The following is a 13,106-nucleotide window of genomic DNA, read 5'->3' as shown; positions in this document are numbered from 1 at the left end:
GTGTGTTTAGCCATTATGGTAAATTACAATTCAACTCAAGAAAAATAATAAGGACTGCTACATAGCAGTCCGGTACCGGTCGTTCCATTATTTAATTATCGAACGTAGTTTTTCAAAAAAACAATTTATACAACGCTATGCTCAATCCTAACAAACTCGCCTTCAATTTAGCCGGATGATAGCTTTTGCCGCGGAACAAGTGCAGGCAAACGATGATGAAACCTAGCGGCAGCCATAGCTGAAATACCCCATCCTCTCTGCTTGCTGAAAAAACCGGTGTCGTGATTGTACTGATTAAAAAATGAAAGAAAATGTTGTACCGGCGCGTCTCCAGCTGCTTGCTCCATCGGACTAATAAGATAATAATGATAGCTATACCAATCATGATTGGTATTGATGGCAGTAAAAGCATTCCGCTTCCAGTTTGAATTTCCACTTTCGAAACACCCCTAATTGTTTAATTTTACGTTTTATAGAGGTATTGAAGGATATTTATCGAATATTCTATTTGTGATTAGGGGATTATTTGTAAAAAAAATACAGATAACATTCGGAGTCATATTTTTATGTATCAGCGCATTCATTTACTACAACAAGCTATACTCCCCCATTGAAAATATGAGCAAAAAAGATACCCTACATAAAGTGAAAAGGGCCGATGATCTAATGGTTGCATTAATAATTAAAAACGACCATCAATGGAATATTACCGTCGAACATGATATTTCAAAAGTTAATTAAAATACCGGAAAAGGGGTGAACGTATGTTATTAGCACCTTTAATGGAAAATGATGTGCCGGCTTTACTCTCCTGCCCGTAACGGAGAGAACACTCTCCTGTCTGCGGGCTCATTCAGCCTAAATGAAAATGGAGGGTAAATTAGTGAAAAACACATGGATTGGATCTTTATATTTAATTATTGCATCAAGCATATGGGGCGGCATGTATGTTGTCGTCAAAACGGTCGTCTCGGTTATACCGCCTTTAGAGCTAGTGTGGATGCGCTATTTAGTTGCACTTGTAACACTGGGGATTATCGGATTTTTGACGAAACAAAATTGGCGGATAAAGCTGCAGCATATCCGTCTTATTCTGGCGATTGCGGTAATCGGCTATGTTATTTCGATTGTGACGCAAGAAACAGGCACAATGTTGTCGACCGCGCAGATGGGCGCGATCATAACAGCTACAACACCTGCTTTTATGGTGCTGTTTGCAAGCCTTATTTTGAAGGAAAATCTCACATTTAAAAAGTCGGTTTCAGTAGGGTTAGCTACTCTAGGCGTAGTGATTATCGTCGGGGTTGATACACTCGACTTCTCCAATATGCTTGGCGGGATTTCGCTGACGGTGGCAGCTTTGACGTGGGCGTTAATGTCTGTTCTTGTGAAAAAGATACCTGCAGATTATTCACAAATTGTTGTGACTGCATATTCCGCTTTAATTGCTTTCGTTGTACTGACGCCGATTGTAATACCACGTTTGCCGGCAATTGATTGGAACGCATTTGCGGAGCCTAAAATCTGGGCTGGTATCTTGTATCTCGGCATAATTTCAACTTCACTTGCGTTCTTGCTTTGGAATCGCGGATTGCAAATGCTTAATGCTTCGAGTGGCGGCATCTTCTTTTTCTTCCAGCCGCTAGTCGGCGCCTTGCTCGGCTGGCTGCTTCTCGGTGAAACGCTCAGCTCGACATTTTGGATTGGCGCTGTCTTCATTTTCTTAGGCGTTTTGCTCGTAATTAGAAATGAGCAAAGCGCGACGCAATTTATTAAAAATGACGGGCACAGTCTTAATTAACAATTAATAAAAAAAGTGAAATGGATCGGCTCCGTTTCACTTTTTTCTGTTTGCCCGGATATTATTAACCTAATGCCACATCGAGAATCATCATTAAAGTAAAGCCTATCATTAAACTTATACAAGCCAAATCCTTATTGCCTTTTTCTTGCGAGCTTGGAATTACTTCTTCTGCTACAACAAATATCATTGCTCCGGCCGCAAAGCTCAAAGCATAAGGTAGTAAAGGTTCAATAAATGAGACTGCGATAGCACCAATGACGGCGGCGACAGGTTCTACCATCCCTGAAAATTGTCCATAGAAAAAGCTTTTTCTGCGAGACATCCCTTCACCCCTTAAGGGCATCGATACCGCCACACCTTCTGGAAAGTTTTGTATCCCTATTCCAATAGCAAGCGTCAGAGCCCCCGCTAAAGATGCTTCCGTCCCTCCATTTGCAAGTGCTCCGAAAGCAATCCCGACAGCTAGCCCTTCCGGAATATTGTGAAGGGTGATGGCAAGAACCAATAGCGTACTTCTTTTTCTTTCTTTAGGATGAATGCCTTCCGCTTCACTAATAGGTGTATTCGGATGAAGATGAGGCAGAATCTTATCAATTCCCCATAAAAAAACCCCGCCTAATAAAAAACCAAATGCTGCCGGAAACCAGGCGCCTATAGCATTGTTCTCTGACATTTCGATAGCCGGACCCAGCAGAGACCAATAACTCGCTGCAATCATGACACCGCCGGCAAAGCCTAACATACTATCCAATAATCGCTGATTTATTGTTTTTGTCGCAAAAACAAGTGTAGCCCCAAGTGCAGTCATGGCCCATGTAAATAAAGTGGCAAAAAAGGCTTGTGTTATAGGATTGAATTGTTGAAAAAAACTGACCATATGACATACTCCTTTTATCCAGCCAATTAATGTTACATAAATATTTACCCAATAAAAAACTTTTGGAACTAAGTAAATACGAATCAATTGTATATTTATACTTTATACTCTACATGTTTTGTTTAACTATTCCTGAATAAGAAAAGGCTGCCTCTCAATAAAAGAAACAGCCTTCATCAATTCATTTATAAACTTTTCACCATAATATAATCGACTTGCTCCTCATTAAGCATTCAAATGCTCCGCTTCATTATCATTGCCAAAAGTGGCGGTAAATGTTTCGATGCTGATTTCCTGTAACCTATGTAAATCATCCGACGTACATGCCCTTATTGTGATACTCATGATGCTCCTCCAATCAGTATGTTCTCTTGTTCCCTTTTTTCACATATTCCCAGTCCTTCTCGACATTTTTCCTGACACGCTGAAGAAGGTTAAGGATTGTTTCTGCTTCTGTCTCCGATAATCCGTCTAGGGCAACGCGGTTAGAATGATCGTTTTCCCGTTTAATAAACGGATACACTTGCTTCCCTTTTTCGGTCGGATACAGCTTTTTTATTTTCTTATTTTGTTCATCGTCTTTCTTTTCAACAAATCCGTTCAATTCCAGTTTTTTAATAGCGCGATTGGCGGTAGTACGATCAACTTTGATCATCTCCGCCAGCTTCTCCTGAATGATGCCCGGATTTTCGCAAACTCGCACGACGTACAAATATTGGCCCTTCGTCAAGTCAACTTCCTTAAATTCAATATTGCTGATTGAGTCCAAAGCTCTTGCTATCATGCCAATCTCTCGCAAAATGTCTGTCATCATATATCCCTTCTTAGTCCAAATATAATATATAGTAAAATTTATCGTAAAAATGTTGTATTTGCAATAAAACAAATCTATTGGGGCTAGAATCTGTTCGTAAAGATTGTTGCTAATGGCTTAATAAAAAAGAGACAGCTTATTTGGCTGTCTCCTCAACAAAGAATTTTGCTTCAATCTTAAACATACCTACATTTCCAATAATTGTTTGACAATAACCCTTTATTGTTTTACAATAAATGTAAATTATTGGAAATGGATGAAGGAGGGTATCTAGTGAATCTTTTCACCCAAACTGTTTTGAAGTTTTTATCAATTACGTCTCTAATTGCTCAATTTTTCTGTGCGTTTGCCGGATTAATGCTAATATTTGCGACTGGAGCTGTATTGTTAGTTCCTGAAGGAGTCAAAAAACAATTACTACAGTATGTAGAACTAAACAACCCATCAGTGTGGTCTTTAGTACTATCTTGCTTAGTCGCGCTAACAATCATTGCTTGTTTGTTTATCATTATGTATGCTCTACGTAAAATGATCGGTAATATTTATGTACAAGACTTCTTTGTTCCCCAAAATCTTACGTACCTTAAACTAATCTTAATTGCGATTACTAGCTTTACCATTTTGCAATTCATTAGTCAGCTTTTCTTTGCAAAACTACACGCTTACAATGTCAGTACTGTTTTTTCAGATTCTAGCCCAGGTTTATTAGGAAATATTCTTCTATTAGCCATCGTTTATACGCTTTATGTGGTTTTTAAATACGGAATATCTTTACAAGATGATTCCAACAACGTAATTTAAGTGGGAGCTCCTAATGATAAAAGTTAATCTAGATCGCGTAATGCTTGAAAGAAAAATTTCTTCAAAAGTGTTAGCAGAAAAAATCGGAATTACTCAAGCTAACTTATCAATACTAAAAACAGGTAAAGCGCGTGGTATTCGCTTTGACACATTAGAAAAAATCTGCCAGACATTAAATTGTCAGCCTGGTGATATACTCGAATATGAAGAAAAAACTGGCCTATAACAAACCAATTGTTTTGGAGGAGAAAACGTCTATTAACAGAGCTTTTGACATATCAATTAGCACCCTTATTAGATAGACAATTAACACAAAAACCGTCAGAGGAAATTAAAAGATTCTCTGACGGTTTCTCTTTTCTTATTTACAGTGTTATTAAATCAGTCGAGTACATTTTATTTCCTTCCACTCAAAATCATTGCATTTCCTAATACTTTTTTGTGCAATAAGAGTTTCGGTAATTTCATTTCATTAGCAAGTTTGTCAGCATTCAATTCAGATACACCAAGTTTTCTTAAGACATTTAAGAGCTCTTTTTCATCTCCGAATATTTTTTTATCCATAAATAAATCTAAGAAAACAAATTTACCACCAGGTTTTAACACTCTTAATGCCTCTTTAATAACTTCAGTTTTATTTTCGCTATCTTTGACTTCATGAAATGTTAAACAACTTACAATTATATCAAATTCATTATCATTAAAGGGGAGTTCCGCAGCACTTGCTTTCAGAAAAACAATTTGATCAGAGACCCCTTCTATTTCAGCATTTTGTTGGCATTGAGCTTTTGAATATTCCCAATTGCCACCCCAATAATCAATTCCAGTCAAAATGGATTCAGGAAAAGTCTTTGCTAGTTTAATAATTAGTGAACCACTACCTGTTCCTATATCTAGTATTTTTCCTTTTCCACCCTCATTAACATTGTCAACAATTAAATCATGTATTTTTGACTGATAATTCCCCCAAAACGAGGAAAATTGGTAGATTGAATAAGAAAGCATAAAAGTTATATAAATAAAAGGCAACGCTAAAATCCCTGATAAAAACCGTATATATAAATTAACAGGCAATAATGTTACCAAAAAAAGAATGACCGAAATCACAAGAAAAAGAAGCAGTTTGTAAATTCGGATCCATGTTTGATATTTAGCTTTAGGTTTCACGTTCATCTGACATCCTTTAATAGTCTAATCTTATTTTATAATTATATAGGAAATAAACGATTCTTTGTTAACTCTTTTTTGGAAGCAAATCTACCTGTGCATAATTTGAACGGTATATTTACAGGCTGTGAATTAGTAGTAGTATCTAATAAAGATTGTTCTTGATTTTCCTCTTTTATTTATCCTTCAAAGTTTACTAAAAGCCTTAATGATATCGGAACCAAACAAACCAACCTTTATCCTTACTTTTAGCCAAAAATAGTTGCCCTTGAGCTAAGGCAGCTCCTGGCGCTTTCGGAAAATCAATTTGTACAAGCCACGATTTCTCCGCTATCTCTTTAACGCAAAAGGTCTTCGCCATATCAAAATAGTCTTCTTCATCCTTATGGTCGACTGTATTCGGAAAAGGTTTGGCCCCCACTACATTCCATTTCGTATAAATGCCAGGATACTCTTCTACTCCATTTCCATACGTCTCAGGTATTAAAGTACTCAACCTCAAAATTAGCTTTCCTAAATTCGAGAGAAATAGTCGAGGTCACCTCTTCTGAATAAAAGAAATAATCTCAATATACAAAGATGTCATTTCTTCAGGAGTCTTGTCCAAATCATTTCGTACCCATTGTTCAATCACCCCTAAAAAAGCGGATGTGATGAACGATAAATAGTATTCCATCGGGGCCTTTAAGTTTGTGTGGATGCTATCATTTTTCTCTAAATTGACGCGCACCTTTTCAGTGAAGGCATCTCTGAATCGTAGGTGAAAACCGGCTCTTCCGCGATTGCTTAAAAAGATTTTCAACAATGGCGCATGCATTTTAATCGAGCTGAAAAGAGAAGCCGCCAGTTGCTCCTGCCCTTTTTCAAATGTTTGCATGGATGAATAGCGGGATTGCAGTTCATCAATATGATTGCCTAAGTCCCTGAACAATTGCAGCTCGATTTGATCGAGCAAATCAAACTTATCTTGAAAGTGCAGATAAAATGTGCCGCGATTAATTTTTGCTGTTTTCGTAATGTCCCCTACCGTAATTGTTTCAAACGGCTTTTTCTCTAAAATCTTCAAGAATGACGTTTGAATCAGTTGTTTCGTTTTTCGATTTTTTTCCTCGTAAATACCCATAAAAAAAATCACCTTTTTTTCGAAAATTGAACACATTGTTCATTTTGTTCATTGCTTTGGTCTATCCCTCGATTATAAAATAATTATACAAACTGAACAACATGTTGAAATTTAAGAGGGGATGAAATAGATTGAGACTATTTAAAGAAAAATTAGCGTGGGCTGCTCCTATCGCCGTGATCTTAATTATTGCTCTATTCTCGGTGAACTTATTTGCCCAAGGTAATCCAAAAGTACGGGAATTGCCGGTTGCGCTTATTGTCAACGATCAAGGGGCGCACGTAGACGCTGTCACAGCAGCCATTGAACAAATGAGTAAAGGCCAAGACGGCGAAGAACCGATGCTGGCTGTTACAACTGAAAAAGAAGAGGATATTAAAGAGTTATTTGACGATAAAGAGTATTATGCAGCATTAGTAATACCTGAAGGCTACAATGAGTCATTGGAAAACGCAATGAACGATAACACTCCATCCACTTTACAGGTATATATTAACCAAGGCTACAACATAACTGGTGCAAACGTTGCAAAGACTGCTTTAAACGGTCTAATTACACAAATGAGCGACCAATATTCAGCAAACTTTGTCGCGCAAATGGGCGATCAGAAAATTGATGCCGACAAAGCAGCTGTGCTTGTGAAACCAATCGTTTCGGAAGAAAAAGTGTTTAATCCTATTACAGAATCTACAGCAAACGGCGTTGCTCCAACTTTAATGGCTGTGCCGGCTTGGGTAGGTGCATTAATCGGTGGTTTCATCTTATTTTTAACAACGTCCAACATCTATAAGAAAGAACTGCCGACACGCAAAGATACATTAAGAATCATGGGCGGGCAAGCTTTATTCGGAGTAATCATTGCCCTATTCTCAGGCTTTACCGTTGCGACACTCGGCTTAATCGCCGGCATCAATATGCCAAGCTACTTCTTAGTCGGCTCGTTCGTATCGTTTGCAGCATTCTGTTTCTTCTTATTAGTATCAGGTGTCACTTCATGGATCGGCAAACCGGCGATTACATTATTCATGGTCGTGATGCTGCTAGGTATGGGTGTATTAATGACGCCAAAAGAAATGCTTCCTGATTTCTTCGTGAACTTCATTCGCCCTTGGGTTCCTATCCGATTCGCTTCTGAAGGCTTACGTGAAATCTTCTACTTCGGCAGCGGCTTCTATACTGGCGGGTCCTTTAATACAATCCTAGGAATCGGTATCGGCGGTTTAGTGATGTACATTCTGTCTATTTTCAAACCGGTGCGCCCTTCAAAAGCGAAGGCTAAATAAAGTCATATTACTATCAAGTATTCAAGCAAAATAGGGTATCCCACTCACTCCGGGATACCCTTTTCACTTTTATCAAGGACAATCTATATTTTCCCGTCGGATGTCATACTCATAAAATGAATGAAAATGAGGTATACCTATAGTCGATGATCAAATTCTTCTAATATGAGAGGTGCTTTCAAATGTATCCGGTTTATGAGTATATCGGTAAAAAAAGTAAAGTGGAGGAAATCCCGCTTACTTTTCCTGCCCAGCATCAAAATCAACATCCTGGTTTGGAATCAATCATGGTACCAAGACCTATCTCGGAAAATCCTTATTATCAAGGAAGCCGCAAGTTAGAAAATAAAGTGGCTATCATAACAGGTGGAGACAGCGGCATAGGTCGTGCCGTGGCATATGCATTTGCAAAAGAAGGGGCTGATCTTGTCATTGCCTATCTGAATGAGCATAGTGATGCAGAAGATACGAAGAAGAGAGTCGAGCAGCTAGGTCGAAGATGCATATTGGTTCCTGGTGATCTGCAAGATGAGCAAATGTCGGCTAGAGTTGTCCAACAAGCGCTTAATCAGTTTGGTAAGGTAGACATCCTTGTAAACAATCATGCTGTTCAATATGTCCAACAAAGTATTTTACATATTACAGCCGAACAATTAAATCGAACCTTTCGCACAAATATATATGCCTACTTTTTCATGACTAAAGCTGTTCTGCCGCACCTGAAAAGTGGCAGCTCAATCATTAACACAACCTCTGTCACTGCTTTTGAAGGAAATAAAGAGTTGATTGATTATTCCGCCACGAAAGGAGCCATACTTACTTTTACTCGATCCCTTTCTTTATCGCTCGCCGGCAATGGAATCCGGGTCAACGGTGTTGCTCCCGGACCTATTTGGACCCCACTCATTCCATCCTCCTTCTCAGCCGAACAAGTTCAAACATTTGGAGCAGACACTGCCAAAGTTCCTCTGAAGAGAGCAGGTCAACCATTTGAAGTCGCAACGTCCTTTGTCTTTCTGGCTTCCGACGATTCAAGCTATATGACAGGGCAAATCATGCATCCAAATGGCGGAACGATGATCTGACGGTTTCAAGGTGCGCAAGTATAATTCAAGGCAATGACTAACTCATTGCCTTTTAATACGATGGCATTCTCCGTCGCTCTATATTTTTCGTTGGCGCTCTATCCGCCCTGCTCGCGCTCTATAAATTCGGTGCCGCTCTATCTTCTCTCATTCGCGCTCTATATTTTTCTTTCCCGCTCTATCTTCCCTTTTTCGCGCTCTATAATTTCATTTGCCGCTCTATCTTCCCTCGTTCGCGCTCTATATTTTTTGTTCCCGCTCTATTTTATCTTCACGCGCTCTTTTTTCTCCCACAAACGCATAATTTCACGTCAAAAATACTAGTAAACTAGCAAATCATATACAAAAACTACAAAAACGGCTGGCTTTTCGTTCAATTTACTCTTCAATTCGATCTGTTTCCTCACTCAAATACAGATTAGCGCACGCAGAAACACTCTCCTTTTCTTCCACAAAAAATTGGAGTAAGCTAGAGTAAGAGCATAAAAGGGAGGTAATTTCATTGATTACAATACATAAAGAACGCGTGCTTCAAATCGCGACTGATTTACTAGAGCAGCATAGTCCTACTGGCTATTGCCACGATATTATGGATTCGATTGAACAGTTCGTACAACAAACTGGTTATCAATTTGAGCGTACATTAAAAGGTGGAGGCATCATTTCTATTCCTGGTGCTAACGAAGGGAAAGTAATCGGTCTTTCTGCCCATGTTGATACATTGGGTGCGATGGTTCGTTCAATCACAGCTCACGGTACGTTAAAATTCACGCTTCTAGGTGGTCCTCTTGTTCCGACTTGGGATGGCGAATATGTTTTTGTTCGTACAAGAGATGGAAGAACTTACAGCGGTACAATATTAAGCACGAGCCCGTCGGTACATGTATTTGAAGACAGCAAATCGAAAAAACGCGAACCGCAGTTCATGGAAGTTCGTCTTGATGAAAAGGTAAAAACGAAGGAAGATGTTTTGAAACTTGGCATCGGGGTCGGCGATTTTATTTTTATCGATCCGAAAACAACTGTAACAGAAAGCGGATTTTTGAAATCTCGTTTCATCGATGATAAAGGAAGTGTGGCATGCTTATTGGCGCTTCTTGAAATCATGAAGCAGGAATCAATCGTACCCGCTTATCCGGTGAAAATTGTCATTTCCAATTATGAAGAGGTTGGTCACGGTTCATCTTATATCCCAGCTGACATTACCGAATATATTTCTGTTGATATGGGCTGCATCGGTGATGACTTAAGCTGCACAGAATATGACGTTTCCATTTGCGCCAAAGATTCAAGCGGTCCTTATGATTACGAAATGACGTCAACTTTTATCGAATTGGCAAGAGAAAACAATCTGCAATATGCGGTTGATATTTATCCGATGTACGGTTCAGATACAAGCGCTGCACTGCGAGGCGGCAACAACATTAAGGGCGCCCTAATCGGACCCGGTGTACACGCTTCACACGGAATGGAACGCACACATTATGAAGCATTAGAAAATACAATTAAATTGATTTACTTGTACATTACGAGAAAATAAAGAAAAACCGTCACCGGTCCTTTTTCAACATGATTATGCTACTTAGATTCACCTCGTTGAAAAAGGAGCAATGCGGGAGGACTAAGACAGTTGCGCCGTGAAACCCGCTCTTGGTTTCACAGAGTGGATGGCTTAGGACCAAGCATGGCAGGTGTAAGGTTAGACAGCTATCTAAGTTCAAAAATTTTATCCATTCTTAATAGAAGATAAAGACCAATTGTCAGTGGACAATTGGTCTTTCCAATATAAAACAATACCTACACCTGTGAATTAACAATTGGCCCAACGCTCTGAACAGGAGCCATTAATACCTTACCTGTTCCGCGATATACATTGACAAGACCTTCGCCTGATGCTGCAGAGCCAATTAAAGACTTTCCTGATCTCTCTACAGTAAACTTAAGTGTTGATGACCATGCGATTGCAAGGTTTCCATCAATTTTAAGAACATCATCATTTAATGCAACTTCGATCAGTTCCTCTTTTGGAACCTCAGATTCCAGACAGCAAAAGCCGCTTCCGTTTAATGACAAATTAAACAGCCCTTCTCCGCCTGCTGCTGCTGAAGAAAGCGTAGAACGCATTACTGCTTTTTGTTTTAATGTGGACTCACAGGCGTAGAACAATCCATCATCTAACACTACTGATCCTCCCCATTCAGCAACATCTAACAAAAGAAGATATTTATAAGTAGGCTCAAGTACAAGAGTCCCATCTCCTGTATACTCCGGTTTGATAGTGGTTTCATTTGTAACTCTGCTTCGGATTGCCTTTCCGATAAAATCACCTACACCTTTAATACCTGTTGTGGCATTTACGTTTCCTGCCATCCACTGCATCGTTCCTGCTTGGATCGTTACATTGCCTTTTGAAAGGTCACATGCAACCTGACGTTTTCTTACATTCATTTGAGCTGCAAAATATGCTGTCATTGCATTATCTGGCGTGACACTTAAATCTCTTTTATACTCAAAAGTTGTAAATGGTCCCCCACTTTCGATAATCTCAATATCGTCGTTGTCTAAAAAATTTTTAATCTCAATCATAAATGATACCTCCTCATAAGACCATTTAATTTTATGTTTTATAATTCCCGTTGCCTTTCTTTATTAAACGGGTCTGTCGGATCACAGTTCATGTAAGGTTGCCTTGTTAAAAATGTATGCCATCAAGCAAGGAAACAACGTGCTTATCTCTTTCGCGACGGTGCTATACATTGTTTATGTCCCCCTATTTAACCGGTAGTATTTTCAAAGTTTTTTGAAGTCGGTATGCAAATATTCCTGCAAAGATTGCTAATAAAAAGTCCTTTGGCATCGGAGGAATCATCCATAGCCACGCCATTCCATAAGTAAACCCTTCCAGAGCACCGGCCCACAATGTATAGGCTGCATACATCCAGTTTGTTCCTAGTACATAATTTAAAAAGGTCGCTAATAAAGCTGCGGCAATATAAGCTGTTCGGGTCTGAAATTTTTCAACAATCCAACCTGCAATATACGCAATTAAAACAAATGTAATTATAAAGCCGAAAGTCGGTGCCAGAATCATTGAAAATCCACCGCTGAATTTCGCAAATACAGGGGCACCTGCCAGTCCAATCAGGATATATACGGCACAAGCTATTGCTCCTTTCTTTTTACCTAAAACTAATCCTGCCAACACCGCAAAAAAAGTTTGAAGTGTAATCGGCACACCACCAACTGTTAAAAATGGTGCAAAAGAAGTAATATTGGCACCAACCATCATTAATGATGCGAATAAACCGCTATACACTAAATCAATTGTTCTCCAAGATGTTTTTGTACTTGATACTGTTTCCATGATATCCTCCCAATATGTAAACTTATTAATTAATTAAGTTAACATAAAATATAAAATAAATATTTTTATATGTCAACCGAAATAAATTAAAGTTTACATATATACTTTCTAGGAAAGGAAATAAGCATTAATCCCTTATAGAAAAACGCTAGAGCCAAGGTCTCCATCTTGGTTTTTATGGTTGAGAAATTTTACTCAAAATAATAGTTGCGCTATCAACTAACTATCATTATACTAATATAATGTTTGATAAAAAATAGTTGCGTTGTCAACTAATAAATTCCCCATGAAAGGTAGGGCAGATAATTTGAATAACAACCACACCGAAGAAATGGGACGTTATATTGCAAAAATACATTGCAAAGGTTCTTCAATAATTTCTAAAGAACTTCAGGAATTCGGAATCGGCTCCGGTCAATTTCCATCCCTTTTACGGCTATACCAGCAGGACGGCATTAGCCAAGAAGAGCTGGCAAAGCAGCTTTTAGTAGACAAAGCAACCATTACGAGAGCGATTAAAAAATTAGAAGAAGAGAACCTAGTTTATCGAATTCGCGATGAAAAAGATAAACGCTATTATAAAGTGTTTATTACAAAAAAGGCATTGGACATTAAGGAAGAAGTGTTTAAGAAAGTTCACACTTGGGACGAAGCCCTTAAACAATGTTTAACAAAAGAAGTCAAAACCACCCGTGACAACGGGTGGTTTGCTCTGCGGCTGAAAGCCTTTGTTACTGACCAAACCCTAAAGGGCTACTGAATGGTTCGCCATGTGTACTACTTTCACT

The 13,106-nt window shown here is 38.8% G+C and carries 15 protein-coding genes; 7 read left to right on the top strand and 8 right to left on the bottom strand.

The window, feature by feature from the left end; all coding sequences use genetic code 11:
• Positions 1 to 112 precede the first annotated feature (112 nt).
• Positions 113 to 436 carry a hypothetical protein gene (locus tag IEO70_RS14800; RefSeq protein WP_190999150.1) on the bottom strand — a complete coding sequence of 108 codons (324 nt, stop codon included), beginning with the start codon at positions 434 to 436 and terminating at the stop codon, positions 113 to 115.
• Positions 437 to 883: 447 nt separating this feature from the next.
• Here IEO70_RS14800 and IEO70_RS14795 point away from each other — a divergent pair, with 447 nt between their 5' ends.
• Positions 884 to 1,801, top strand: a complete 918-nt coding sequence (locus IEO70_RS14795) for a DMT family transporter (protein ID WP_190999149.1) — start codon at positions 884 to 886, stop codon at positions 1,799 to 1,801.
• A 64-nt stretch (positions 1,802 to 1,865) separates the two neighbouring features.
• Here IEO70_RS14795 and IEO70_RS14790 read toward each other — a convergent pair whose 3' ends face one another.
• Together IEO70_RS14790 and IEO70_RS14785 are read right to left on the bottom strand one after the other, a co-directional pair.
• On the bottom strand, positions 1,866 to 2,681 hold the full coding sequence (locus tag IEO70_RS14790) for a ZIP family metal transporter (RefSeq protein ID WP_190999170.1): 816 nt from the start codon (positions 2,679 to 2,681) through the stop codon (positions 1,866 to 1,868).
• Between the two features lie 358 nt (positions 2,682 to 3,039).
• A complete protein-coding gene (locus IEO70_RS14785; protein WP_190999169.1) occupies positions 3,040 to 3,492 on the bottom strand; it encodes a MarR family winged helix-turn-helix transcriptional regulator in 453 nt (150 codons plus the stop codon).
• Positions 3,493 to 3,768: 276 nt separating this feature from the next.
• On the opposite strand from IEO70_RS14785, the gene IEO70_RS14780 reads away from it, so the two are divergent.
• Positions 3,769 to 4,296, top strand: a complete 528-nt coding sequence (locus IEO70_RS14780; protein WP_190999148.1) for a DUF2975 domain-containing protein — start codon at positions 3,769 to 3,771, stop codon at positions 4,294 to 4,296.
• 13 nt (positions 4,297 to 4,309) lie between these two features.
• Positions 4,310 to 4,522 (top strand): helix-turn-helix domain-containing protein, encoded by a 213-nt coding sequence (locus tag IEO70_RS14775; RefSeq protein ID WP_190999147.1) that lies wholly within the window; start codon positions 4,310 to 4,312, stop codon positions 4,520 to 4,522.
• A gap of 170 nt (positions 4,523 to 4,692) precedes the next feature.
• Here the strand turns inward: IEO70_RS14775 and IEO70_RS14770 are convergent, their stop codons facing one another.
• The 3 genes from IEO70_RS14770 to IEO70_RS14760 form a co-directional block, all read right to left on the bottom strand.
• On the bottom strand, positions 4,693 to 5,469 hold the full coding sequence (locus tag IEO70_RS14770; protein WP_190999146.1) for a class I SAM-dependent methyltransferase: 777 nt from the start codon (positions 5,467 to 5,469) through the stop codon (positions 4,693 to 4,695).
• Positions 5,470 to 5,668: 199 nt separating this feature from the next.
• Positions 5,669 to 5,965, bottom strand: coding sequence for a hypothetical protein (locus IEO70_RS14765; protein WP_235973618.1), 297 nt, complete (start codon positions 5,963 to 5,965; stop codon positions 5,669 to 5,671).
• Positions 5,966 to 6,001: 36 nt separating this feature from the next.
• Complete coding sequence (locus IEO70_RS14760; protein ID WP_190999145.1) at positions 6,002 to 6,586, bottom strand: TetR/AcrR family transcriptional regulator; 585 nt, start codon at positions 6,584 to 6,586, stop codon at positions 6,002 to 6,004.
• A gap of 131 nt (positions 6,587 to 6,717) precedes the next feature.
• Here IEO70_RS14760 and IEO70_RS14755 point away from each other — a divergent pair, with 131 nt between their 5' ends.
• The 3 genes from IEO70_RS14755 to IEO70_RS14745 all read left to right on the top strand — a co-directional run bounded on the left by IEO70_RS14755 (position 6,718) and on the right by IEO70_RS14745 (position 10,494).
• Positions 6,718 to 7,869 carry a YhgE/Pip domain-containing protein gene (locus IEO70_RS14755; RefSeq protein WP_190999144.1) on the top strand — a complete coding sequence of 384 codons (1,152 nt, stop codon included), beginning with the start codon at positions 6,718 to 6,720 and terminating at the stop codon, positions 7,867 to 7,869.
• 182 nt (positions 7,870 to 8,051) lie between these two features.
• Entirely contained in the window at positions 8,052 to 8,954 is a 903-nt protein-coding gene (locus IEO70_RS14750; RefSeq protein ID WP_190999143.1) for an SDR family oxidoreductase, read from the top strand.
• Positions 8,955 to 9,450: 496 nt separating this feature from the next.
• Complete coding sequence (locus IEO70_RS14745; RefSeq protein WP_456238511.1) at positions 9,451 to 10,494, top strand: M42 family metallopeptidase; 1,044 nt, start codon at positions 9,451 to 9,453, stop codon at positions 10,492 to 10,494.
• A gap of 257 nt (positions 10,495 to 10,751) precedes the next feature.
• On the opposite strand, the gene IEO70_RS14740 is transcribed toward IEO70_RS14745, so the two are convergent.
• On the bottom strand, positions 10,752 to 11,540 hold the full coding sequence (locus IEO70_RS14740; protein ID WP_190999141.1) for an AIM24 family protein: 789 nt from the start codon (positions 11,538 to 11,540) through the stop codon (positions 10,752 to 10,754).
• Between the two features lie 184 nt (positions 11,541 to 11,724).
• Positions 11,725 to 12,318 (bottom strand): biotin transporter BioY, encoded by a 594-nt coding sequence (locus IEO70_RS14735; protein ID WP_190999140.1) that lies wholly within the window; start codon positions 12,316 to 12,318, stop codon positions 11,725 to 11,727.
• 265 nt (positions 12,319 to 12,583) lie between these two features.
• Between IEO70_RS14735 and IEO70_RS14730 the strand changes: the two genes are divergently transcribed.
• Positions 12,584 to 13,078: a MarR family transcriptional regulator gene (locus tag IEO70_RS14730; RefSeq protein ID WP_190999139.1), complete on the top strand. Its 495-nt coding sequence runs from the start codon at positions 12,584 to 12,586 to the stop codon at positions 13,076 to 13,078.
• The last annotated feature ends 28 nt before the right edge of the window (positions 13,079 to 13,106 follow it).

The organism is Peribacillus faecalis, from assembly GCF_014712675.1.
Lineage (GTDB): Bacteria > Bacillota > Bacilli > Bacillales > DSM-1321 > Bacillus_AD > Bacillus_AD faecalis.
This window is presented reverse-complemented; position numbering and strand designations above follow the sequence as displayed.